Annotated in this window: 24 protein-coding genes and 2 pseudogenes; 13 read left to right on the top strand and 13 right to left on the bottom strand. The window is 69.0% G+C overall.

The window, feature by feature from the left end; all coding sequences use genetic code 11:
* Window positions 1–42 precede the first annotated feature (42 nt).
* The 3 genes from ABZX02_RS31790 (at window position 43) to ABZX02_RS31800 (ending at window position 1,971) form a co-directional block, all read left to right on the top strand.
* Complete coding sequence (locus ABZX02_RS31790) at window positions 43–498, top strand: GyrI-like domain-containing protein (protein WP_355303662.1); 456 nt, start codon at window positions 43–45, stop codon at window positions 496–498.
* A gap of 277 nt (window positions 499–775) precedes the next feature.
* Window positions 776–1,087 (top strand): metalloregulator ArsR/SmtB family transcription factor, encoded by a 312-nt coding sequence (locus ABZX02_RS31795; RefSeq protein ID WP_355303664.1) that lies wholly within the window; start codon window positions 776–778, stop codon window positions 1,085–1,087.
* Window positions 1,088–1,089: 2 nt separating this feature from the next.
* Window positions 1,090–1,971 (top strand): SRPBCC domain-containing protein, encoded by an 882-nt coding sequence (locus ABZX02_RS31800; protein ID WP_355303666.1) that lies wholly within the window; start codon window positions 1,090–1,092, stop codon window positions 1,969–1,971.
* Window positions 1,972–2,047: 76 nt separating this feature from the next.
* Here the strand turns inward: ABZX02_RS31800 and ABZX02_RS31805 are convergent, their stop codons facing one another.
* The 4 genes from ABZX02_RS31805 to ABZX02_RS31820 form a co-directional block, all read right to left on the bottom strand.
* Complete coding sequence (locus ABZX02_RS31805; protein WP_355303668.1) at window positions 2,048–3,586, bottom strand: hypothetical protein; 1,539 nt, start codon at window positions 3,584–3,586, stop codon at window positions 2,048–2,050.
* Window positions 3,587–3,925: 339 nt separating this feature from the next.
* The gene (locus ABZX02_RS31810; RefSeq protein WP_355303670.1) at window positions 3,926–4,792 is read right to left on the bottom strand and encodes a helix-turn-helix transcriptional regulator; all 867 of its coding nucleotides are present in this window, start codon (window positions 4,790–4,792) and stop codon (window positions 3,926–3,928) included.
* A 179-nt stretch (window positions 4,793–4,971) separates the two neighbouring features.
* Window positions 4,972–5,166 carry a DUF397 domain-containing protein gene (locus tag ABZX02_RS31815; protein ID WP_355303672.1) on the bottom strand — a complete coding sequence of 65 codons (195 nt, stop codon included), beginning with the start codon at window positions 5,164–5,166 and terminating at the stop codon, window positions 4,972–4,974.
* A gap of 216 nt (window positions 5,167–5,382) precedes the next feature.
* Complete coding sequence (locus ABZX02_RS31820; RefSeq protein WP_355303673.1) at window positions 5,383–6,177, bottom strand: hypothetical protein; 795 nt, start codon at window positions 6,175–6,177, stop codon at window positions 5,383–5,385.
* A 74-nt stretch (window positions 6,178–6,251) separates the two neighbouring features.
* On the opposite strand from ABZX02_RS31820, the gene ABZX02_RS31825 reads away from it, so the two are divergent.
* Complete coding sequence (locus tag ABZX02_RS31825; protein WP_355303675.1) at window positions 6,252–6,974, top strand: class I SAM-dependent methyltransferase; 723 nt, start codon at window positions 6,252–6,254, stop codon at window positions 6,972–6,974.
* On the opposite strand, the gene ABZX02_RS31830 is transcribed toward ABZX02_RS31825, so the two are convergent.
* Together ABZX02_RS31830 and ABZX02_RS31835 are read right to left on the bottom strand one after the other, a co-directional pair.
* Window positions 6,953–7,162: a hypothetical protein gene (locus tag ABZX02_RS31830; RefSeq protein ID WP_355303677.1), complete on the bottom strand. Its 210-nt coding sequence runs from the start codon at window positions 7,160–7,162 to the stop codon at window positions 6,953–6,955. The two genes, ABZX02_RS31825 and ABZX02_RS31830, sit on opposite strands and share 22 nt — an antisense overlap.
* Before the next feature lie 28 nt (window positions 7,163–7,190).
* Entirely contained in the window at window positions 7,191–8,252 is a 1,062-nt protein-coding gene (locus ABZX02_RS31835) for a DNA polymerase IV (RefSeq protein WP_355303679.1), read from the bottom strand.
* A gap of 10 nt (window positions 8,253–8,262) precedes the next feature.
* Between ABZX02_RS31835 and ABZX02_RS31840 the strand changes: the two genes are divergently transcribed.
* Window positions 8,263–8,709, top strand: a complete 447-nt coding sequence (locus ABZX02_RS31840) for an NUDIX domain-containing protein (RefSeq protein ID WP_355303681.1) — start codon at window positions 8,263–8,265, stop codon at window positions 8,707–8,709.
* On the opposite strand, the pseudogene ABZX02_RS31845 reads toward ABZX02_RS31840, so the two are convergent.
* The 4 genes and pseudogenes from ABZX02_RS31845 to ABZX02_RS31860 all read right to left on the bottom strand — a co-directional run.
* Window positions 8,696–9,391, bottom strand: a pseudogene (locus ABZX02_RS31845) (endonuclease); the annotation flags it as partial. The gene ABZX02_RS31840 and the pseudogene ABZX02_RS31845 overlap by 14 nt on opposite strands.
* Window positions 9,392–9,460: 69 nt before the next feature.
* Window positions 9,461–9,853 (bottom strand): annotated as a pseudogene (locus tag ABZX02_RS31850) (DUF6359 domain-containing protein); the annotation flags it as partial.
* 71 nt (window positions 9,854–9,924) lie between these two features.
* Window positions 9,925–10,830: an NADP-dependent oxidoreductase gene (locus tag ABZX02_RS31855; RefSeq protein WP_355303683.1), complete on the bottom strand. Its 906-nt coding sequence runs from the start codon at window positions 10,828–10,830 to the stop codon at window positions 9,925–9,927.
* Window positions 10,831–10,909: 79 nt separating this feature from the next.
* A complete protein-coding gene (locus ABZX02_RS31860; RefSeq protein WP_355303685.1) occupies window positions 10,910–11,413 on the bottom strand; it encodes a DinB family protein in 504 nt (167 codons plus the stop codon).
* 55 nt (window positions 11,414–11,468) lie between these two features.
* Between ABZX02_RS31860 and ABZX02_RS31865 the strand changes: the two genes are divergently transcribed.
* From ABZX02_RS31865 to ABZX02_RS31880, 4 genes are read left to right on the top strand one after another with little or no spacing between them, the layout of a single operon-like run.
* The gene (locus ABZX02_RS31865; protein ID WP_355303687.1) at window positions 11,469–12,608 is read left to right on the top strand and encodes a GNAT family N-acetyltransferase; all 1,140 of its coding nucleotides are present in this window, start codon (window positions 11,469–11,471) and stop codon (window positions 12,606–12,608) included.
* A 38-nt stretch (window positions 12,609–12,646) separates the two neighbouring features.
* Entirely contained in the window at window positions 12,647–13,312 is a 666-nt protein-coding gene (locus ABZX02_RS31870) for a hypothetical protein (protein WP_355303689.1), read from the top strand.
* The gene (locus ABZX02_RS31875) at window positions 13,300–13,896 is read left to right on the top strand and encodes a TetR/AcrR family transcriptional regulator (RefSeq protein WP_355303691.1); all 597 of its coding nucleotides are present in this window, start codon (window positions 13,300–13,302) and stop codon (window positions 13,894–13,896) included. Before ABZX02_RS31870 ends, ABZX02_RS31875 begins: the two co-directional genes overlap by 13 nt.
* Before the next feature lie 4 nt (window positions 13,897–13,900).
* Window positions 13,901–15,043 (top strand): cysteine desulfurase-like protein, encoded by a 1,143-nt coding sequence (locus ABZX02_RS31880; protein WP_355303692.1) that lies wholly within the window; start codon window positions 13,901–13,903, stop codon window positions 15,041–15,043.
* On the opposite strand, the gene ABZX02_RS31885 is transcribed toward ABZX02_RS31880, so the two are convergent.
* Window positions 15,036–16,649 (bottom strand): hypothetical protein, encoded by a 1,614-nt coding sequence (locus tag ABZX02_RS31885; protein ID WP_355303693.1) that lies wholly within the window; start codon window positions 16,647–16,649, stop codon window positions 15,036–15,038. The two genes, ABZX02_RS31880 and ABZX02_RS31885, sit on opposite strands and share 8 nt — an antisense overlap.
* Before the next feature lie 83 nt (window positions 16,650–16,732).
* On the opposite strand from ABZX02_RS31885, the gene ABZX02_RS31890 reads away from it, so the two are divergent.
* Window positions 16,733–16,918 carry a hypothetical protein gene (locus tag ABZX02_RS31890; protein WP_355303694.1) on the top strand — a complete coding sequence of 62 codons (186 nt, stop codon included), beginning with the start codon at window positions 16,733–16,735 and terminating at the stop codon, window positions 16,916–16,918.
* Window positions 16,905–17,825 carry a YihY/virulence factor BrkB family protein gene (locus ABZX02_RS31895; RefSeq protein ID WP_355303696.1) on the top strand — a complete coding sequence of 307 codons (921 nt, stop codon included), beginning with the start codon at window positions 16,905–16,907 and terminating at the stop codon, window positions 17,823–17,825. The genes ABZX02_RS31890 and ABZX02_RS31895 overlap by 14 nt, the downstream gene beginning before the upstream one ends.
* On the opposite strand, the gene ABZX02_RS31900 is transcribed toward ABZX02_RS31895, so the two are convergent.
* Window positions 17,796–18,161 (bottom strand): hypothetical protein, encoded by a 366-nt coding sequence (locus ABZX02_RS31900; protein ID WP_355303698.1) that lies wholly within the window; start codon window positions 18,159–18,161, stop codon window positions 17,796–17,798. The genes ABZX02_RS31895 and ABZX02_RS31900 overlap by 30 nt on opposite strands.
* Before the next feature lie 136 nt (window positions 18,162–18,297).
* Here ABZX02_RS31900 and ABZX02_RS31905 point away from each other — a divergent pair, with 136 nt between their 5' ends.
* A complete protein-coding gene (locus ABZX02_RS31905) occupies window positions 18,298–18,972 on the top strand; it encodes a GNAT family N-acetyltransferase (protein ID WP_355303700.1) in 675 nt (224 codons plus the stop codon).
* A 60-nt stretch (window positions 18,973–19,032) separates the two neighbouring features.
* Window positions 19,033–19,830, top strand: a complete 798-nt coding sequence (locus tag ABZX02_RS31910; RefSeq protein ID WP_355303702.1) for an EI24 domain-containing protein — start codon at window positions 19,033–19,035, stop codon at window positions 19,828–19,830.
* Here the strand turns inward: ABZX02_RS31910 and ABZX02_RS31915 are convergent.
* On the bottom strand, window positions 19,778–21,730 hold the full coding sequence (locus ABZX02_RS31915; protein WP_355303704.1) for a beta-propeller domain-containing protein: 1,953 nt from the start codon (window positions 21,728–21,730) through the stop codon (window positions 19,778–19,780). The two genes, ABZX02_RS31910 and ABZX02_RS31915, sit on opposite strands and share 53 nt — an antisense overlap.

The following is a 21,730-nucleotide window of genomic DNA, read 5'->3' on the forward strand; positions in this document are numbered from 1 at the left end:
GACGACGTTTTTCTGTCGGTGCTCGTCGCTAGCGTGGTCGTCATGGACATCGAGACCCGTGCCGCCCAGCCCTACGCCGCCGTCAAGGACACCGTGACGCTGGAGACGTTCGGCAAGATCGCCGACCGCTTCCCGGAGGTCATGCAGTGGCTGGCCGATCGCGAGTTACCGGTCACCGGAGCGCCGTTCCTGCGCTACTTACGCGTCACCGCCGAGGAGTTCGAGGTGGAGGCCGGCATCCCGACGGTCGCCGAGGTGCCCGCCGAGGGCGAGGTGTTCACGGCCACGCTGCCCGCCGGTCAGTACGCGGTCGTGCTGCACGAGGGCAGCCCGGACGGGCTGGCGGCCGTCACGGACGCCCTGCTCGCCCACGCCGTGCGGTTCGACCGCGACGGCGACCGGTGGGGCGCGCGCCTGGAGACCTACTTCACCGACCCGGCGGTCGAGGCCGACCTGTCCAAGTGGACAACGGAGGTGGCGATCCGCCTAGCCGGCTGAGGTCAGGGCACACACGTCGAACTCCCCCTGGAAGTCGTCCAGCGCGCGGGACGCACGCCTCACCGTGAGCAGCACGCTGGGTTCACGGACTTCGCGAGACCCACGGCACGCCGCCGACCAGCGGCTGGCCGTTGAGCCCTTGAGTTCGTTGCCCGGCCGGTGCAGCAGCCGGGCCGACGTCGCTGTCCCACACGCGGCGCGGCGTCCAGGAGTGCGTCCGTTTCAGCAGTCACGTGCACAGGTGGCGCGTATATTCCGATCGAGCTATATTGCTGGCATGACATCTACGTTCGCCGTGCTGGCGGATCCGAGTCGGCGGGAGATCCTCGACCTGCTGCGGGAAGAAGAGCGGCCGGTCGGCTACCTGGTGCAGCAGCTGACGCTCGCCCAGCCGACCATCTCGAAGCACCTCAAGGTGCTGCGCGAGGCCGGTCTCGTCGAGGTGCGCACCGACGCCCAGAAGCGCTGGTACCGAGTCTCGCCGCAGCCGCTGGCCGAGATCGACGCCTGGCTCGCGCCCTACCGCCGGATGTGGGAGAAGAGCCTCGACGCACTGGAACGCCGGCTCGACGAGATCGAAGGGGACTGACCGTGGACGTCGAACTGCGGATGATCGAGGGCAAGCCCGTGCTGCGCTTCGAGCGCGAGCTGCGGCATTCGCCGGAGAAGGTCTGGCGGGTCGTCACCGATCCGGCCGAGATGAAGCACTGGTTCCCGGCCGAGGTGGAGATCGACGGCACGAAGCTGCGCTTCACGTTCCCGGAGGCGGCCCCGGTCGACGCCGACGGCGGCGAGGGCGAACTGCTCGAGTCCGACCCGCCGAAGGTCTTCGCCTTCCGCTGGCAGACCGACGTGCTGCGCTTCGAGATCCTGCCGCGCGACGAAGGCTGCCTGCTGGTCCTCACCGCGGTCGTCACGAACAAGCTGTCGGTGGGCCGCGACGCGCCCGGCTGGATCACCTGCCTGGACGCCCTGGTCGCACACGCGGACGGCAGAGAGTTCGAGCCGCCGACCGACTGGCTGGCGCGCATCGAGCACTACGTCCGGCACTTCGGCCTCGACGAGGGCACCGACTCCCCGCAGGGCGTCCGCTTCGTCCGCGACCTGGTCTGGGCCTCGCTCGACGACGTCTGGAAGCTCCTCACCGAGGGCGACGAGACAGGCGTCCCACCCCGCGCCGCGCACCCCGGCATCACGCCGGGCGAGGTCACGAGGTCGCAGGCACCGCACCTGCTGGAGTACGAGTGGCTCCAGGACGGCGAGCCGCGGGGCAAGGTCCGCTGGGAGTTCGACCACGTGCCGCTGCAGGGCACGACGGTCACGCTCGTGCAGGAGAACGTCCACGGCCCCGAAGCGCTGGCGGCCTGGCACGTGCACCTGGAGCTGTTCTTCGCGGCCGTGCAGGGAGACATCCGCTGCCCGTGGCCGGCGGAACGGGAGGAGGAACTGGCGAAGCGCTACGCGGAGCGCTGACGACCGGGGCCAAGGCCCTGCAAGATCGTCGCAAGCGCGGCCGTTCCCGAACGGAGGTCCGGCCGCGCCGAGGGTGTCAGTCGTGCTGCACGCGATCGATGAGGCACACCCAGTCCGGTGAGCTGCGCCGGACGAGGCGCCGAGGCGACCTCAGCTCGTGCTCCAGGATCGCGCGCCGCCGATCCCCGGGGTTCGGCGCGAGGTCCTCGAGCCGGTCCAGGTCGGCGTTGGTGAGGCGGACGTCGGTCACCTTCGAGGCGTCGGACCTCGCGATCGTCCACCAGCAGGTGTCCGCGGCGTGCTCGCAGCCGAGTCTGCGATAGGACTCCTCCGCGGCGAGCAGGTCGCGCAGCGCCGCGGCCTTCTCCCTGGTGGCGAACAACAGGTCTGCCCGCACCTGCCGTGACTTGGCGACCACCTCGGGGAAGTCCGCGGTGGCGATGACGGCCGTGACGAGTTCCTTGCCCTCGGTGTACTTCTTGTCGGCCAGGCACAGTCGCGCCTGCAACACCGCGAGCCAGTGGTACGGCTCGGTCCCCGGTGTCAGCACGGTCTCGGCCACGTGTGCCCGTCGCACCGCCGCCGCGAGCTCGTCGGCGCACTGCGACGACTCGTGGCGGAGCAGTTGCAACTCGGCGTGCAGCGAGGCGCACACCCCGAGCTCCTCGCTGGTCGAACCTCCGATCGAGCGGAAGAGGTCCTTCGCCACCATCAGCAGGTGCTCGCACTTGCCCAGGTAGTACTTGCGGTCGTGCCCGACGGCCTCGGCGGCCAGGTGCAGGAAGACCCTCGCCTCGGCGCGCTTCCCCCGAGCGGCCGTCTTGAGGTCGCGCCACTTCTCCGCGATCTGGGTCCCGTCCTGCGCCATCAGGGTCGCCTCGCTGAAGCGGTGCTCCCGCAGCAGGTGCCACGCCTGACCGGCGACGAGGATCTTGGCCTTGAGCTCCTCGTCACCCCGGACCGGAGGCCCGATGGCCAACGTCTGCAGGCACACCTCGGACAGCCGCCGGACGAGCCGGACGTCACCGCGCGCCTTGAGCACGGCCGAGACCGAGTCGAACCCGCGAACCAGTTCGAAGTCGCCGGAGCCGCGCTCCACCAGCTCCCGCGCGAGCACGTAGGCCTTGTCCGAGATCAACGGCTCCGCCTGCAGGTCGCTCAACGTCGCACGAGTGCGGTAGACCTCGTCGAGTTCCTGCACCGCGGGCGACGAGTGGACGCCGCGGTCCTCCTCAAGTGCCTTGAGACTCCGCACCAGTTCCTCCTCCCCTTCGCGAGTGCGCGGATCGAACCGATGAGCGACGAGCTGTTGCAACAACGCCGGCAGCGAGTTCATCTCGATGCCGGGCGGCACCACCACGACCACCGGACACCTCTCGGCCCCGACGTGGTGGTAGAGCTTCTGCCGGATCAGCCCCAGCTCGTAACGGACGCCAAGTCGTTCCGTGAAGTCGTTGGACAGCAACGCTTTCAGGTAAGACTCGGTCACGATGACAACGACCGTCCGCTCGCGGACCGCGTTCTCCATCCAGGCCTGGATGGACATCGGGTGGGACGAGCTGAGGTCGGCGTCCCAGAGCACGTCGAAACCGTGCCCCCGCAACACTTCGACCACGGGACCGGCGACCGGTCCTCCGTCGCTACAGCTGTAGCTAGCGAATATGCCCATCTCGACCTCCCCCGTCACGCGCGCAGGGTGTCAGGGGAAGGATGGGATTTCTGGTGCTGCTGAACATCATGGGCCTCCTGGGGACCGGTGTCGACGTACGGATCCGGAACGGACCGGTGCGGCGAGGGCCAATCTCCTGAAGGGGACCTGTTCGGCGGAACTCATCAGGGGTCGAACGTCATACGCTGACGGACGGCGACATTGCCTCGCCTCATGGCTAGGGGTTGGTATTGGTTGCCATCGGGCAGGTGGCTGTGCCAGCAGCCACCCGCCCTGCCTCATCGATCAAACGCCTCCCAGTTCTTCAAGTCGTCGGTCGATCACGTTCGGGGTCTCGCTGGCCGGCAGAGCGAACTTCTCCAGCTGGTAGAAGTAGTTCAGGTACTCCTTCAGCTCTGGGCCAGAGGTGAGAAGGTTGTCGCGGTAGGGCTGCTCGATCAGCAACGCGAAGTCTTCCTCGTTCTCAGAGAAGTCCAGGACGGAGAACGAGCTCTTCATCGCCGGGTGGATGCCCTTGGCGAACGGCAGCACCTGGATCGTCACGTGCGGCAACGCGGCGACTTCCTTGATCCTCAAGAGCTGGCGGCGCAGTACGTCCTCGCTACCGATCACCCGGTACAACACGGCCTCGTCAAAGATGATGAAGATCTCGGGACCGTCAGGAGCCAACACCGACTGACGGTGCAGACGGATCTCGACACCCCGCGAGATTGTGGCCTCGTCCGGAGCGCTGGCCGCGACCAGCACTCGCGCGTAGTCCGAGATCTGCAACAACCCAGGGACGACGTTCAGCTGACATTGCCGAAGCCGAACGGCGGACGTCTCCAACTCGACGAACCTGGCGAACTGCTCGGAGAAGAATCCTTTGTACTTGTCCATCCATGCTGATCGCGAGCGCTTGATGGCCCTGGCCAACCCGACGAGCTCGTCGACTCGCGCCTTGTCTGTCACCCCGTAGTAGAAGAGCAGAGCTTGGACGTCGGTGACCGAGATCTTGTTCTCGCCCTTTTCGACCCTGACCAGTTTCGACACTGACCAATCGAGCGCGTCTGCGACCGCCGGCTGGGTGAGACCAAGATCGTCCCGGATCTGCTTCAGCTCGTCGAGCAGCCGCTTCTGCAGAACAACGGGACTGTCCACGGTGGGCAACACGTCTCCCTTCATTCTGCGTATACGCAGAATGCTAGGCGCACATAGCGCAGCTTCATAGAGAGGTCAACCAGATGGCCGACCGCAAAGGGAGGATTATCACACTGCGGCGTTGACAACACGATCACTGGGGCGCCATGCCGCGTGGCGATCAAGACTTCACCCGCCAATCGGGTGATGGCTCAGCTTTGGATCACGTCCATCACAAAGGCACGCCAACTTGCGAGCGGCACTTTGAATCGTCGGCTGACGTCTTTGGAGTCCCTCACCCACACAGTCACGCGGTCACTTGCGCATTCGACACAGGCCTCGCTACCGCCGCTACTGTACGAACTACGGATCCACACCAGCTCTGAAGCCATACTCGCCGCTCCCATCGCACGGGGTCCCCGACCGAACCCACCGCCCTCGGCCCGGCCCACCCGCGTGCACCCCGGGAGGTCGGCGGAGGGAACGCCTCCAACCCGACGAGGCCACAGCTGATCGTAAATCAACTTGGAGCTTTCCCAACACCGCCAGAGGTACGCCGCCACAAGGGAAAGAGGACATATCAAGGACACGCAAGACCAGAAATTGGTGCTATGACATGGAATTCAGAGGGTGGCGAACCGGTCGACCCCTACACCGCTGATGAGCAGCCGTTCCTTGCGGTTGCCTGTCAACCGGGAGGTCCAGTCGACGAACCCGCCGTCACCGATCTCCACCCCGTCGCGGAACACCTTGAAGCACAAGCCCTTGTAGTACTCCGTCTGCCGTGCAGGATCGGCCGGCAGGTCTCCGCGTACCACCTCGAACCGAGGATCCAGCACCGTCACGCGGAACTCGACATCACCACAGGCCTCGCGCAGGAACGCGACGTGCTCGGCGAAGTGCTCCAGTTCGAAGCCGAGAGATGCACGGGCACGTCCGGCCGACACCGCGGCGAACAAGGTAAAGTGCGCGAACCTTCCTGAGCCGCCGAACATCTGAGCCCGCACGACGCGTTGCACCGCGGCCAGCCGAACATCGGAAGAACCAGATTGCCGTAGCAGAGCCGCTTCCAAGGCGAGGGCGTTCGTCGGATCGGCGGCCACCTCGGTGCCGCGCATGGTCGACACGATGTTGTTCTGGTCCATCAGAGCCACGGCGGAGCACGTCCCGAGAGGTGCCACGGGCGAGAGACCCACCACGGAGAAGGACGCCGGCAAAGCAGCCAGTAGGCGGTCTTCCGCCGCACGCAGCACAGGAAACGGCACGGCCGAGGGCGCGACGAAGCGGTCGGAACGGTACTGGCGCAACACGTCCGGGCCCGACAAGGCAGCGGCACGGCGGCGGGACAGGGCCAGTAGCAGTGACGTCAGGTCGCTGCCTGGCAGTGCGGCGAGCCGGTCCAGCACGTCCTCGCCCACCGATCGCAGTACCCGCGCCAAGACACCCATGCCTGCCATGATCCACGCGAGGGCCAGCGGATTAAGGTCGGAGCATGAGCGAAGGCGAGCTGTGGGGGCGTCACGCCGCGCAACGGGCGGCGTTGGGCGCGACGATGTCCATGCCCGCCTGGCAGACGGCGATCGAACGCACGGGGATCAGCCAAGGCACGAAGGTGCTCGACCTCGCGTGCGGTAGTGGCGAGTTCTGTGCCGCCGCAACGGAAGCGGGTGCGGTGGCCACCGGCGTCGACATCTCGCCGGCCATGCTCGCGGTGGCGCGAACCAAGAGCAGCGCCGAGTTCCGCGAGCTCGCGCTCGGGGTTTTGCCTTGGCAGGACGGCACTTTCGACGTCGTGACGGCGTTCAACGCGCTGTTCTTCGCGGACGATCCCGACCTGGCGTTCGCGGAGGCGGTTCGGGTCAGCCGGGACTACGTGGTCGTGTGTCAGTGGCATCCGGAGATCCCCAGCGATCTGCTGGAGATCGGCAAGGTCGTGCGCGGGGGTGGTGGGCGCAAAGGAGCGACGTTGCCGAAGGCGCGGGAAGAACTCACGATCGACATTCCCCAAGAACATCCCGACGAGGCCACGATGCTGCGGAGCTTCCTGAGCGTGGGCAGCTATCAGCGCGTCATCGAGAAGGAAGGGGAGGAAGAAGTCGTCGAGAAAATCAAAGTCGCCGCGGAACCGTTCCGGTCCCCAGACGGCGGCTATCGGTTTTCGAACAAGTACCTGATGTCCGTGTTCCGGAAAGGTCAGGCGGCGAGCATCTCGTAGCCCGCGTCGGTCAGCGCGGCGGGGCCCGGACGGGTGCTGATCAGGCCCGCAGACCTCAGGCGGAGGCCGGCGAACTGGTCGGCGCAGCACAGGCCGTCGACGAGCAGGGCGGTTCCGGCGATCTCGCAGCGGCCGTCGGCGACTGCTCTGAGAACGGCGCGGTCGCGGTGTGTCAGTGAGTCGGTCATCGTCTTCTCCTAGCGGTGAATCCTCTACTTACTGATACGTCGAACGAGAAGCGTTCGGTTCGACATCATCGTCAGAGAATTCCGCGCGTACTCCGAGAAGACGAACGGCCCGGCCGTGGTCGAACCGGTCGAGCACCACCAGAGCGGCCGCTGCCAGCTCGTCGGCAGACGACGTCGGCGCCGGCAGCTTCATCAGGCGGACCTTGGTGAAGAACGGCACGAAGCGCACCTTGACGCCCACACGGACCGCAGGGCGCCCCTCGGCCACGACGTCCGCCGCGACCTGGTGCGCCAACGCGACGACCTCGCGCCTGATGTCCTCCAACGACGCGAGGTCCTGCTGGAACGTCTTCTCGTGCGAACGGGACTTCACCACCCACGGCGTTGCGCTCACCACGGTGTCGCCCGCGCCCAACGCGACGGTGCGGTAGTACGGACCCATGCGCGGGCCGAACCGTGCGGCCAGCACGTCGGGAGACGCGGCGGCGAGGTCCGTCACGGTTGCAAAGCCCAGTTCGGCGAGCTTCTTCTCGGTCTTCGAGCCGATGCCCCACAGCGCGGACGTCGGCCGGTGGCCCATCACCTCCACCCAGTTCGCGCGGGTCAGCTGGAAGACGCCGGCCGGCTTGCCGAACTCGGTGGCGATCTTGGCCCTCAGCTTGTTGTCGCCGACTCCGACGGAGCAGTGCAGGCCCGTCGCGGCCAGCACCGCCTCCTGCAGCGACCGCGCGAACGCGACCGGGTCGTCCACCGACACGCCGACGAACGCCTCGTCCCAGCCCATCACCTCGACGACCACGGGGAACGAGCGCAGCACGGCCATCACGTCGGCCGACGCGGCCTCGTACAGGGCGTGGTCGACCGGCAGGTAGACGGCGTCCGGGAGCTTCTTGAACGCGGTCCGCAGCGGCAGGCCCGAGCGCACCCCGAACTCGCGCGCCTCGTAGGACGCGGTGGCCACGACCGCGCGTTCGGTCGGGTCGCCGTTGCCGCCCACGACTACGGGCCTGCCGCGCAACGACGGATCGCGCAGCACCTCGACCGCCGCGATGAACTGGTCGAGGTCCACGTGCAGGACCCAGTCCGCCATGCTGGACAGTATGAAACGGTCGGCCGGAATCCTGCTCTTCAGACGAACCACCCAGCTCGAGGTGCTGCTGGGGCACATGGGCGGCCCGTTCTGGGCCCGCAAGGACGCGGGCGCGTGGTCCGTGCCGAAGGGCGAGTACACCGAGGACGAGACGCCGGAGCAGGCGGCTCGGCGCGAGTTCACGGAAGAACTCGGTCTCGAAGTGCCCGACGGCGAGCTGATCCCGCTCGGCGAGGCCAAGGGTTCCGGCAAGGTCATCACGGTCTGGGCGCTCGAGGGCGACCTCGACCCGGAGGCCGTCACGCCCGGCACGTTCGAGATGGAGTGGCCGCCGAAGTCGGGCCGGAAGAAGACGTTCCCCGAGGTCGACCGCGTGCAGTGGTTCGGCGTGGAAGAGGCGAGCGCGAAGATCGTCTCCGCGCAGCGCCCCTTCCTCGACCGGCTCACGGCCAGATAGAGGCGACCCACTCCGGGTGGTCGATGAACGGGTTCCGGTTGCGCTGGTAGCTGTCGAAGATCACCTGGTTGCGGCGCTTCTCGAACGCGTCCGGCGGGTCCTGCTGGCTCCACTGCTTCAGCACGGAGAGCTTGCCCATGTACGGCGCCGTGCCGTTGGAGACGGAGTTGTTCATCTCCAGGTCCACGTAGCCGTCGTTGCCCTCGTAGCGCACGGCCATGTAGAAGATCATCCGCGCGACGTCGCCCTTCACGGCGTTGCGCGGCTCGAACGAGTCGCCGTCGGCGTAGCTGCCGGGTGCCTGGCTGACGGCGGAGCCGCCGTTGTCGAAGTCCAGGTTGCCGCGCGCGGAGTTGACGGAGACGTCCTCCGGGCGCAGGTGGTGGATGTCCGTGCCGGGACCGGGGCGCGTCTCGAAGCCACCGTGCGACTTGGCCCAGACGTGCTCGCGGTTCCAGTCGTCGGGGTTGCCGCCGTTGGTGGACTTCGACTGCGACCGGCCGCTGTACAGCAGGATCACGTTGTTCGAGTTGTTCGGGTCCTGGTCGGTGGCCTTCAGCGCGTCCCAGACCGCCTCGTAGCTGAGGATCGTGTGGTTGCGGATGATGCCGTTGAGCGCCGACTTCAGTGCAGCGCCGGACTTCCCGCAGGCCGCGGTGTAGTAGGCCTCGCACGAGCCGGACGGCGACGTGGTCGTCGTGGGCGGCGTGGTGGTGCTGGTCGGCGGCGTCGTGCCGGCGAACGCGAACGCCGTGGACGAGGTGAGGCCGGCGTGCGAGAAGTACGCGCTCAGGGTGCCGGTCACGTCGATCTGCTTGCCCAGCAGCGACGGGTTCGTCTTCATGCCCCACGCCGAGCGGAACGCCGACGGGATCTGCACGTAGACCATGCTCGACGTGCTGGTCGTGGACGCCGAGTCGGCCAGCGCCAAGGCGTAGTCGTTCGGATAGCCCGAACGTATGACGGTCGTCGTGGCCGTGGGCTGACCGACCACATACCCGCGGACGGTCGCGGACGAGCCGTTCTGCTGCGCGATCGCCTGCGCGACAGTCAGCGGAGCTGCGGCGACAGCGGCGGTCGACCCGTACAGGCCAACCGCCGCCAACAAGGCCAGGACTAAAGCAAGTGGACTCCACCGTGCCATGAGCACTCCCCGATCGTGTGGATGTTTCGCACACGATCGGTGTACATGGTCAACGCTCGGTTAACGAGGGGTCACGGCACCAGGACGACCTTGCCCGTCGTGCGGCCCGACGAGACGAGCTCGTGGGCCTTCGCGGCCGCGGCCAACGGCACCGTGTGGTCGATCTCGACCCTGAGCTGCGGCAACGCGGCCAGGTCGGCACCGGACGCGGTCACGCTCAGGAACAGTTCGAACCGGATGCCGAGCGCGGAAGCTCGGTCAACGTCAAAACCCGGGTTGCCGGGAATGATCGACACCAGCACGCCGCCGGGCTTCAGCACGCGCGCGGACCGCTCCGCGTAGTCGCCGCCGATCGTGTCCAGCACGACGTCGACCGGCTCGATCCCGGTGAAGTCCTGGTGGCGGTAGTCGATCACCTCGTCCACGCCCAGCGACCGCAGGAAGTCGTGCTTCCCGGCGGACGCCGTGCCGATCACGTACGCGCCCCGGGCCTTGGCGATCTGCACCGCCACGTGCCCGACCCCACCGGCGGCGGCGTGGATGAGCACGCGCTGACCAGCGGAAAGACCACCCCGGCCGACGAGCGACTGCCACGCGGTCAGCGCCACCATCGGCACCGCGCCCGCCTGCTCCGGCGTGAGCCACGACGGCCGCCGCACCAGGTTCGCGGCCGGCACGACGGCGTGCTCGGCGTACCCGCCACCCGTGCCCGGGAAGTCGAGCAGCCCGTAGACCTCGTCCCCCGCGACGAACCCCTCGGCGTCCTCGACGACGGTGCCCGCGACGTCCCAGCCCAGCGTGAACGGCGGCTCACCGAGCGCGGGGAACCCACCGGCGCGGATGTAGGTGTCCAAGGGGTTCACGCCCGCCGCGACCACCCTGACCAGCACCTGACCGGGTCCGGCCACGGGCGTCGGCACCTCCGCGACCTCCAGCACGGACGGCTCGCCCACGGTCTTCTGCGTGATGACTCGCATGATGATCCCCTTCGATTACCTCGATGAGCACCATCCTGCAGTTAGCGCCAACTTCCAGAAAGTAGGCACTAATTAGTGCCTAACTCTCCCTCAGGTAGAGGTCACGGAGGAGCGCGATCTCCGCGAGGTGGTGGATGACCTCGCGGTTGATGTGGAGCACCAACGTCGCCATGGGTTCCGCGGCGAACGGCCCCTCCGCCGGACCGACCGCCTTCGAGAGGTCGGCCGTGCGCGCGCCGGCCATCCACGCCTCGTAGGCGTCGTCGAGCTGTTTCAGCGCCTCGTCGGCGGTCATCGCGTACTGCCACGTCGCGTGGTCGGCAGGCGGACCGCCGAAGTGCGAGGCCGTGCGCGCGTTGAACACCCCCACGATGATGTGCGCCATCCGCCAGGCGATCGTCGTGACCGGCGCGGGCTCGGGCTGCGGGTACTCCCAGTCGATCGAGTTGTCCTCGTGGACGGTCCACGCGCCGGGCACCGGCTCCCAGAAGTACTCGTCGTCGGTGAGACCGTTCAACCTCGCCCGCGCCGCCACGTTCCAGTGGAACTCGAGCTGGTCCGTCAACTGCTTGTTCCAGTCCATGCGGACGACCGTAAATCCGTTTGCGGACAACCACCGCCCTGGAAACACTCCGGCCGTGGACATCCGCACCTCGCGCCCCGAAGACCTGGACCAGGTCGAGAAGCTCGTCGTCTCCCGCCTCGACCCCAGTGACGGCGTCGACGCCCGCCTGCTGATGACCGATCCGGACGCGGGCTGCGACTGGGTCGGGGTCGCCGACGACGACGGCCGGATCGTCTCCACCCTCACGCTGATGGACGAGACCGTGACGCTCGACTGCCTCGACCTCCCCGCCGGGCAGATCGAGCAGGTCGCCACCGACACCGAGTACGAGGGCAGGGGCCTGGTGCGGGACCTGATCGGCTGGGCCCACGACCGGTCGGCCGAACGCGGCCACCTGCTCCAGCTCGTGATGGGCGTCCCCTACTTCTACCGCCAGTTCGGCTACGTCTACTCGATCCCCGTCAAGCAGACCCGCGCGCTGACCAGGACCCCGGACCCCGTCGCGGGACACGTGGTCCGGCGGGCGACCGACGCCGACATCCCCGCGCTGCACCGCCTGCAGGACGACGCCCAGCGCGGCGCGGACCTGCGCATGAGCCACACCACGCAGTGCTGGCGCTGGCTGCTCCACCGCACCGGCTCGCTCACCTGGATCGTGGAACGGGACGGCGTCCCCGTCGGCACGGGCCGCAGCACGCCCGAGGAGGAGGGCGACGTCGTGCTCGGCGAGATCGCCGGAGACGACGACGCGGTCCGGGCGTTGGTGGCACACGTGCACCCGGCCCAGGTCGGCGAACGCCACCCGCTGCTCGAACCGCTCCTCGCCGAGCGCGCGCCGGAGCTCGACCAGTACATGGTGCGCATCCCGGACGTCCCGAAGCTGTTCGAGCACCTGCGGCCGGTCTTCACCGGACGTCTGCGAGGCCACGAACCCACCGACGTGCTGCTCGGCTTCTACCGCACGCACGTCCGCTTCCACTGGGACGGCGAGCGCATCGGCCCGTACGAGTGGGGCGGCACGCTGCTCGGCCCCGGCTCTGCAGGAGGCGCGGGGATCGCCCCCGATCTGCTGGCGCCGCTGCTGTTCGGCCCGCACGGCATCGACGGCCTGCGCCGGATCTTCTCCGACGTCTACCCCGGCCCGAGGACCGAGCTGATGACCAGGCTGTTCCCACCGGTCACGAGTGATCTGCTCACCTTCTACCTGCCGTAGGCCAGAATAAACCGAGCGCTCGGTCTAGTATTGGCGCCATGACGACGGTGCAGGAGACCGCGGCGGTCCGGTACGGCATCTGGGTCGCGTGCCCGGCTGCCGGCGCCGCCGCGGGCTGGGGACTCGGGCTGGCGGCGGGGTGGATCACGACGCTGGGGTGGTTCCCGTTCCAGGGTGTGTTCGAGCTGGTCACGGACATACCGCAGCCGTGGCGGACGCTCGCGTCGCTGGCCGTGGGCGCCGCGGCGGGCTTCGTGTTCGCGCTGTTCTGGGCGAGCGAGATGATGGCGGTCGAGGTCACCCCCGCACGGGTCACGCTGCGCAGGGACGACAAGACGTTCGACTTCGCCCGGGACGAGGTGGGCGCGGCGTTCGCGGACGGCAAGCACCTCGTCCTGCTCTCCCGCGACGGCGCCGAGCTGGCCCGCGAGAAGTCCGACCTGAGCAGCGCGAGGCTGGAGCAGGCGTTCACCGGGCAGGGCTACCGCTGGCACGCCGCGGACCCGTTCGCACACGAGTTCCGGATGTGGGTCGAGCACGCGCCCGAGCTGCCGGCGGACGTGAACGCGCTGTTCACGGCGCGGCGGAAGGCCATCGCGAAGTACGAGAACGAGGAGGCCGCAGAATTGGCGCGGGAGATCCGCAAACGCGGTGTCGCCGTGCGGGACGAGAAGAAGAGGCAGTACTACAGGTGCGAACGGTAGACCCGGTCAAGCACGCGGAGAAGAAGCGCCACATCACCGACACCGCGGCGGGGTTGTTCGCCCAGAAGGGCTTCGAACGCACCACGGTCGCGGACATCTGCAAGGCCGCGGACATCAGCACCGGCAGCCTCTTCCACTACTTCCCCACGAAGCGGGCGATCTTCCGCGAGATCTTCGTGCAGGACGCCGAGGACAACGCGGTGATGTTCGCTCGTGCGCGCGACCTCAGCCCGTGGGACGGCGTCCTGCTGATGGTCGACCATCTGTGCGTGCCCGCGCTGGACCGCGCTGTAGCCGGTCTGGTGCTGGAGGTCGTGGCGCAGGCCAGCCGTGACGCGGAACTGTGGGAACTCGTCGGCCGCAACGAACAGGCCGTGCGTGACGAACTGGCCGTGCTGCTGCAACGCGCGCACGACGCGGGTCAGATCGTGCTGCCGGTGAGCGCGCTGACGGCCGCCACGTGGGCCCAGGGACTGGTCGACGGTCTGTTCGGCCGGCTGATCGACCCGGACTTCGACGCGACCGAACAGGTGATGACCCTACGGTTGATCCTTTCCCGATTCGTGGGTGCTGAAGCACCATGAGGGCATGGCCTACGACGTCGCAGCGGTCCGCGCCCACTTCCCCGCGTTGCGCGAGGGTGCCGCGCACTTCGACGGCCCCGGCGGCGCGCAGGTGCCCGACGTCGTGGCGGACGCGGTCCGGGACACGCTGATCTCGGCGGTCTCGAACCGCGGCGGCGTCACGGCCTCCGAACGCCGTGCCGAGGAGATCGTGCGGACCGCACGGCGCACGATGGCCGAGTTCCTCAACGCCGGCAGCATCGTGTTCGGCCGCAGCATGACCCAGCTGACCTACGACTTCGCGCGCACGCTGTCGAAGAACTGGCGGCCGGGCGACGAGATCATCGTGACCCGGATGGACCACGACGCGAACATCAGGCCGTGGGTGCAGGCCGCCGAGGCCGCACGGGCCACGGTGCGCTGGGCGGCGTTCGACCGCACGACCGGGGAGCTGCCCGTCGAGGCGGTGACCAGGCTCCTGTCCGATCGCACGCGCGTCGTCGCGGTCACGGCCGCGTCGAACCTGCTCGGCACCCGCCCGGACGTCGCCGAGATCGCCAGGGCGGCGCACGAGATGGCGGCGTTCGTGTACGTCGACGGCGTCCACTACACCCCGCACGTGCCGGTGGACGTCGAGGCGCTGGACGCGGACTTCTTCGTGTGCTCGCCGTACAAGTTCCTCGGCCCGCACCTCGGTGTGCTGGCGGCGGCGCCGGAGCTGCTGGAGACGCTGCGCCCGGACAAGCTGCTGCCCTCGACCAACGCCGTGCCGGAGCGGTTCGAGCTGGGCACGCTGCCGTACGAGCTGCTGGCCGGGACGACCGCGGCGGTCGAGTTCATGCGGTCGCTCGACGGCCTGGAGGAGTACGAGCTCGGCCTGCGCGAGCGGATGGAGACGGGCCTCAAGGAACTCGGCGTGCGCGTCTACAGCAAGGCGGCCGTGCGCACGCCGACCGTGCTGTTCTCCGTCGACGGGCTGGACCCGGCCGAGGTCTACCGGCGGCTCGGCGCCGAGGGCGTCAACGCGCCCGCCGGCCACTTCTACGCGCTCGAGTGCTCGCGCTGGCTCGGCCTGGGTGACAAGGGCGCCGTGCGCGCGGGCATCGGCCCGTACACCGACGAGTCCGATGTGGACCGCCTGCTCCAGGCCGTGGCGAAGCTCAGATGAACAGGACCACCGCGGCGTAGGCGGCGCCGGCCAGCACGCTGATGTTGAGCCTGCGGGTCACGCGGTCTCCGGGGTGCTCGGCGATCAACGACCGGGCGCGCGCCCACATGAGCTTCTCGCCCGCTTCCTTGTCCGGCAGGTGCGGTGTGGTGAGCACGTCGCCGTGCGGGCCGAACGCGAGCATGAGCTGCGGACCGGAGCGCCGCACGCCGTGCAGCTGCGCCCACGGCACCCGGTAGGTGAAGACGCCGGTGTAGAGCACGACCGAGTTGTGGTCCAGGCGCAGCATCGGCTGGAAGCGCGTCACCGCCGACAGCACGCACTGCACGCCGATCAGCCCGAGCACGATCAGCTCCGGGTAGTACTTCAGCGCGATCAACGCCCCCGCCGCGCCGAGCAGCAGCGCCACGCCCTCGACCCGCCGACGGTCCCCCGGCCAGATCGCGTGCGGCAGCTCGACCGGGGTGCCGGCGGTGACCGGCACGCCCGGCAGGTGTGCACTGTGGACGGTGTGGCGCGGGCGGACGCGGTTCAGCGTGCTGGTCGTGACGACCGAGCCCTCGACCACCAGCGCCACCTGGCCGCCGTGGTGCCACTCCCCCGCGACGAGCACCTCGATCGGGTCGTGCTGCAGCGGCGGGTCCTCCTCGCCGCGCCACACCCGGCCGAACTGGTCGGTGTCGTGGTAGAGCGGTTCCTCGAGGCCCAGGTCGGCGAGCGTCGTGACGGTGGCGAGGTCGGTCCCGGCGTGCCGCAACAGGATCCGGCGCGGACCGATCTGGTGCGCCTGCACGCGGATCGCCGTCACCGGGCCCGACCACAACGCGCGGCGGCGGCGTTCCCGCGCGGCCAGCAGCACCGCGAAGAACACGGCCACGCCCCCGATGCTCAGCCACCAGGTGACGTCCTCGGGCTCGTTCGCCATCCGCACCCACGTGCCGTCGGCGAGCACCGGCACCTCGTCGCCGACCCGGTACGACTCCGGCGCGAGCGGCTGGAACGAGGTGCGCTGCCGGTCCGGCAGTTCCACCCACACCTCGTAGGTGTCCTTGATCTCCACGACCTCGGCGGAGACGCGGCTGGCGTTCGCGACGTGCTGCTCGATCTCGTCGTTGCTCAGGCTGTACTGCACGAACGTGAGGAAGCCGAACACCACCAGCAGCACCGCGACCACGCGCAGGACACCGCGCTGCGGCGGCAGGTCCGGCAACGAGACGAGGGCCGCGCCCGCCGCCTCGTGCTGGTCCGCCCGTGCTCTTAGGGTCCACGCCGCCACGACCGCGCACGCACCGGCGTGCAGCCCGAACGCCACGTTGGCCGCCGCACTGCCGTCGAGCGCGATGTCCAGCGCACCGAACAGCACGCCCATCGCACAGCCCGTGAGCACGCGGTTGAACAACAGCAGCAACGGTGTGGCCAGCAGCGGCACGACCGCGAGAGAGAACAACGGGTCCGGCAGGCACGGCTGCGAGGCCGTGCACGGGGCCTCGTTCGCGCTCGCGGCGAAGTAGAAGGCGGCGATCCACCCACCGACGAGCCCGACCTTGGTCACCCACCACGGAACCGCCGCTGCCTGCCAGCGCTGGACGTCCACGGGACCGATCATGGCACGTCCATTGCTCCGAACGGCGTGATTCCCCCGCGAGAGACCGGGTATCCGCACCTCACCCAATACGGAGGTGGACACAAATGCTGGCCATCATCGCCGCAGTCTCGTTCGGCTTGGCGCTGATCCTGGACCTGGCCAAGGCCGGGCTCGGTGACGTCATCACCGTGAACACGCTGGTCGTGCTCGGACTGTTGCTGCTCGCGCTGCACCTCGCCGGTGTCGGTTCCGGCACCCGTTCCTTCGGCTGGCGCCGTGCCCGCAGGTAACGACGTCCAAGGCCCCACCAGGCTGCCCAAGCGCGCCTGGTGGGGCGTTCTCAAGCGGACGGTCAAGGAGTTCAACGACGACAACCTGACGGACTGGGCGGCCGCGCTCACCTACTACGCGGTGCTGTCGCTGTTCCCCGGGATCATCGTCCTGACGTCCGTGCTCGCGCTGCTGGGCGACACCACGACGCAGGAGCTGATCAAGTACGTCGACGAGGTCGCCCCCGGCGAGGCGGGCGAGCTGGTCAAGTCCTCGATCGAAGAGCTGCAGAAGAGCCAGAACGCGGCCAGCCTGCTCGGCATCATCGGTCTGCTCACGGCTCTGTGGACGGCGTCGGGATATCTCGGCGCGTTCATGCGCGCGTGCAACGCCGTCTACGACGTGGAGGAAGGCCGCCCGTTCTGGAAGACGGTGCCGCTGCGGCTCGGGCTGACGCTCGGCTCGGTGGTGCTGGTGTCGGTCACGCTCGGCGCGCTGGTGCTGACCGGGGGCGTCGCGGACGCGGTGGGCGGCGCGATCGGGCTCGGCGACACCGTCGTCACCGTCTGGGACATCGTCAAGTGGCCGGTCATCCTGCTGCTGGTGAGCCTCGCGTTCGCGGTGCTGTACTGGGCCGCGCCGAACGTGAAGCAACCCGGTTTCCGCTGGGTCTCGCCCGGCAGCCTGCTCGCGATCGTGCTGTGGGCGCTCGCGACCGTCGGTTTCGCGATCTACGTGGCGAACTTCGCGTCCTACAACAAGACCTACGGCTCGCTCGGTGGCGTGATCGTCTTCCTGGTGTGGCTGTGGATCTCGAACATCGCGGTGCTGCTGGGTGCCGAGTTCGACGCGGAGCTGGAGCGGGGCAGGAGGATGGCCGAGGGTGAGGAGGACCCGTCACCCGAGCCGCGTGATCTCCCCGGGTAGGTCGGCCTCGACCGCGGTCCACACGCCGTCGGGGCCCGCCTCGATGCGCTCGCTGGTGTCACCGGGCACGAGCACCCACAGCTGGTCCTTCTGCGACAGCCACACGACGCCGATGGCGTCCGCGCGTGAACTGGTGGCGTACTCGTAGGACTTGCGGAACACGTCCCCGCCGTTGCGGTCGGTCACCCGCACCTCGCTCGCGCTCTCGGCGTGCGCGACGAACTTGCCGCTGGGCGAGTTCTTCGGCGCGCCGGGGCGGGCGAAGCGGTCCTCGCGATCGCTGCCGCAGCCGGTGAGGACGAGGAGCAGGGCGACGAGCGCCGCCAAGAGCCTCATGACCGCTCGTTGCGGGAATTGCCGTGCGTCATACCGCCAAAGGTAGCTAGCGTGATCGTCCGTGTGGGACGTTCTCGAAAGCTTTTACGACACTGTGCCCCGACCGGGATCTCGCGTTGAGGAACACGGCGAGCTGGTGCTGTTCCTCCAGGCCGGCGACGGCTACCCGTTCTACGCGCGGCCCCGTCACCCCGGCGGCAGGCCGACCGTCGCCGACGTGCTGAAGGTGCGGGAACGGCAGCGCGAGCTCGGTGTGCCGGAAGCGTTCGAGTGGGTGCACGAGACGACGCCGGGGTTGCTCGACGTGGCCCGCGAGGCCGGTCTGGACGTGCTCCAAGCGCCGTTGATGGTCCTCGACCCCGCACGGTTGCCGGACCCGCACCCGCACGTCCGCGTGCTCGACACCCGCACGGCCGAGGTGACGGTGGTGGCACAGCTGGCGTTCTCGTCACCGGGCACCGCCACGGGCGAGGTCGGCACCGCGGAACGGGACGCGGCGCTCGCCACCGCGACCTCGATGGCGGGCCGGCACCGGTACGCGGTGGCCGACGTGCCCGGCGAGGGCGTGCTGGCGTCCGGCACCGCGCAACGGGCGGGCGACGTCGTCGAGATCGCGGGCATCGGCACGTTGCCGGCGGCACGGCGGCGCGGCCTCGGTGGCGCGGTCACGGCGGAGCTGGCGCGGGACGCCCTGACGCGGGGCGCGGAACTGGTGTTCCTCTCCGCCGGGAGCGAGGACATCGCACGGGTCTACGAAAGGGTCGGGTTCCGCCGCGTCGGCACGGCCTGCATCGCCGCGCCGCCGGAGTAGCAGCGACCGAAATCCCTCCACCTGCCCACATCGGACCACCGCACCGACTATCCTGCGCGCGTGATCAAGGACTTCGGTGCCGGTGTCGGTCTGCTGCTGCGCGGGTTCAGCCTGGTGTTCAGCTCGCCCAAGCGCGTGCTCGTCGGCGCGCTGCCCGCGGTCATCACGGCGGTGCTGATGATCACCGGCTGGGTGCTGCTGTTCACCAACATCGACTCGCTCGCCGACTGGCTCACCGGCTTCGCCGACTCGTGGAGCGACACCTGGAAGGGCATCGCCGAGGTCGCCGTCGGGATCTCGGTGATCGCGGCCGTGCTCGGCCTGAGCGTGCTGCTGTTCACCGCGATCACGCTCATGATCGGCGGCCCGTTCTACGAGTACATCTCCGAAGAGGTCGAGGACGAGCTCGGCGGTGTGCCGGAGGCGGAGCAGATCGGCTTCTGGCGCGGCTTCGTGGTCGGCCTGCGCAGCACGATCCTGCTCGTCGCGACCTCGATCGCGTTCGCGATCCCGTTGTTCTTCTGCGGCTTCATCCCCGTGATCGGGCAGACGGTCGTCCCGGTGCTCGCCGTGTGCATCAACGGCTACCTGCTCGGCATCGAGCTCACCGGCATCCCGTTCACGCGCCGCGGCCGGTCGTTCAAGCAGCGCAGGCAGATCCTCAAGACGCGTCGCGGGCTGGTGCTCGGGCTCGCCGTGCCGACCTACCTGCTGTGCCTCGTCCCGCTGGCCGCGCTGGTCGTGATCCCGGCCGCGATGGCAGGCGGCACGGTGCTCGCGCACCGCCTGCTCACCGGGGACCGCTCTAGCGCGGGAACGGCAGCCAGGCCTGCTGGGCCAGGCCCGTCCGCGCGTTGACCTGCACGCCCGCGGCCGAGATCGACCACAGCTGGTCGCCGATCACGATCGTGCGCCGCTGCCCGCCGCTGTAGTCCTGGCTCGCCGGTTCGACGATCCGGCCGCCGTCGCGCAGCTGGTCGCCGTCGAGCTTGAGCACCAAGGACGAGGCCTCGTAGTTGGTCCGGTAGGACGCCACGGGGATCACCAGGGTGCCGTCCTGCGGCCAGAACAGGAACGCGTGCGGGTCGAACTGGGCCTCGGAGCTGGTGTCCGGCAGGTGGTACTGCGCGACGCGGCGCGGTGCCGCGGGGTCCTTCACGTCGAACAGCGACACCTGCGTGCCCGTCGTCCTGCCCTGGTCGGTCGCGTCCTGGCCGACGCCGATCAGCCTGCCGTCGCCCGCCGGGTGCAGGTAGGCGGAGAACCCGTTGATCTTCAGCTCGCCCGTGACCTTCGGCTGCCGCGGATCGCTCAGGTCGAGCGTGTAGAGCGGGTCGGTCTGGCGGAACGTGACGACGTACCCGGCCTTGCCGATGAACCGCACGCTGTAGATCCGCTCGCCCTTGCCGAGACCGCCGACCTGACCGACCTTGGCGAGCTGACCCCCGTCGCGGCGCAGGGTCGTCACGAAGCTCTCCGACGGCGCCTGCCGCTGCTGCGGCACCACGTCCGCGGGCACCCGCCAGCAGCACCGGCTCTCGGTGCCCGTGGTGGTGGCGACGCGCAGCACGCCGTCGTGCTCGGACAGCGAGTACTGGTTGAGCAGCGTGCCGTTCACGTCCCCGGACGCGACGTGCTTCGGCGGTCCGGACCCGCTGATGTCGAACTGGTGGATCGCGGTCGTGATCGGGCGCTGGACCGGTGCGCGGGACGGGAGTTCCGGCAGCAGCCGGTGGTCGTCGGCGACGTAGAGGCTGCGGTCGGTGCCGTAGACCGTGTCGCCGTCCGCGACGATCGAGACCGGCTGCCCGGTGCCGAGCTGCCCGGAGAGCTCGAACGTCAGCACGGTCAGCATCGACGTGCCCGAGTGCACGACGGGGTGGCTGACGTTGGCGCAGTCGACGAGGGTGCCGCTCGACTTCGCGCCGTTCTCGCTGAGCTCGTACTGCGGCAGCCACGACGAGATGGGCGTGTTCTGCAGGATCTCCTTGTTGCGGCGCAACGATCCCGCTTCGTTCGTGGTCTGGTCCGGGTACGCCCACTCGATGCGCGGCTGCGAGCGGACGACGACCCGGGCGGTGCCGCCGATCTGGCGGGCGTCGAGGTAGAAGCCGTCGGTCTTGAGGCTGCTGATCTCCTTGAGCCCCTTGAGGTCCACGAGCACCAGCTCGGTGCCGGACGCGGGTGCGAACGACGGCCTGCCAGGCGGCGTCACCGGCTTCTCCATGAGCACGGGACCCTCGGTGACGACCAGCGCGCGGTCGCCTTGGACGAGCAACTGGCTCGCGCGGCGCTCACCCAGGTCGACGGTGCCGGTGAGGGCCTTGCTCGCGACGTCGATCACGCGCAGCTTGCCGTCGGCGATCGAGAAGACGCGTTGTCCGTCCGTCTTCACGATGTCCGGCTCGTCGACGCCCTGCTCGTGCACGTTCGTCGTCGAGTGTTCCTGTTGCTGCGCGGGCGGAGTGGCGGCCCTCGCGTCGGGCACGCTCTTCTGCGCGACGCCCCCGGTGTCGGCGGCCATGCCTTCGGCGTACATGACGTTGCCGCCACCGAGGCCGTACGCGCTGACGTACGGGGCCATGGCGCGGCGCAGTTCGGTCACCGCGTTGTCGCACGAGTCGAACGCGACGAGACGCACCGGCCCGTGGTCCACGACCGGTGGTGGAGCGAGGGTGTCGTCCCTCGCCGCGGAGCTCACGCACACTCCGGCGACGGCCAGCACGGCGGCGCCGGCCAACAGCTTCTTGCCGTTCAT

This window comes from Lentzea sp. NPDC003310 (assembly GCF_040610935.1).
GTDB lineage: Bacteria > Actinomycetota > Actinomycetes > Mycobacteriales > Pseudonocardiaceae > Lentzea.

What these genes read in the sequence shown, in the direction of transcription:
- ABZX02_RS31790 (WP_355303662.1), top strand. Translation starts at nt 43, where the DNA reads ATGGACATCGAGACCCGTGCCGCCCAGCCCTACGCCGCCGTCAAGGAC.
- ABZX02_RS31795 (WP_355303664.1), top strand. Translation starts at nt 776, where the DNA reads ATGACATCTACGTTCGCCGTGCTGGCGGATCCGAGTCGGCGGGAGATC.
- ABZX02_RS31815 (WP_355303672.1), bottom strand. Translation starts at nt 5,166, where the DNA reads ATGGGAGCGGCGAGTATGGCTTCAGAGCTGGTGTGGATCCGTAGTTCG.
- ABZX02_RS31825 (WP_355303675.1), top strand. Translation starts at nt 6,252, where the DNA reads ATGAGCGAAGGCGAGCTGTGGGGGCGTCACGCCGCGCAACGGGCGGCG.
- ABZX02_RS31830 (WP_355303677.1), bottom strand. Translation starts at nt 7,162, where the DNA reads ATGACCGACTCACTGACACACCGCGACCGCGCCGTTCTCAGAGCAGTC.
- ABZX02_RS31835 (WP_355303679.1), bottom strand. Translation starts at nt 8,252, where the DNA reads ATGGCGGACTGGGTCCTGCACGTGGACCTCGACCAGTTCATCGCGGCG.
- ABZX02_RS31840 (WP_355303681.1), top strand. Translation starts at nt 8,263, where the DNA reads ATGAAACGGTCGGCCGGAATCCTGCTCTTCAGACGAACCACCCAGCTC.
- ABZX02_RS31855 (WP_355303683.1), bottom strand. Translation starts at nt 10,830, where the DNA reads ATGCGAGTCATCACGCAGAAGACCGTGGGCGAGCCGTCCGTGCTGGAG.
- ABZX02_RS31860 (WP_355303685.1), bottom strand. Translation starts at nt 11,413, where the DNA reads ATGGACTGGAACAAGCAGTTGACGGACCAGCTCGAGTTCCACTGGAAC.
- ABZX02_RS31870 (WP_355303689.1), top strand. Translation starts at nt 12,647, where the DNA reads ATGACGACGGTGCAGGAGACCGCGGCGGTCCGGTACGGCATCTGGGTC.
- ABZX02_RS31880 (WP_355303692.1), top strand. Translation starts at nt 13,901, where the DNA reads ATGGCCTACGACGTCGCAGCGGTCCGCGCCCACTTCCCCGCGTTGCGC.
- ABZX02_RS31885 (WP_355303693.1), bottom strand. Translation starts at nt 16,649, where the DNA reads ATGATCGGTCCCGTGGACGTCCAGCGCTGGCAGGCAGCGGCGGTTCCG.
- ABZX02_RS31890 (WP_355303694.1), top strand. Translation starts at nt 16,733, where the DNA reads ATGCTGGCCATCATCGCCGCAGTCTCGTTCGGCTTGGCGCTGATCCTG.
- ABZX02_RS31900 (WP_355303698.1), bottom strand. Translation starts at nt 18,161, where the DNA reads ATGAGGCTCTTGGCGGCGCTCGTCGCCCTGCTCCTCGTCCTCACCGGC.
- ABZX02_RS31915 (WP_355303704.1), bottom strand. Translation starts at nt 21,730, where the DNA reads ATGAACGGCAAGAAGCTGTTGGCCGGCGCCGCCGTGCTGGCCGTCGCC.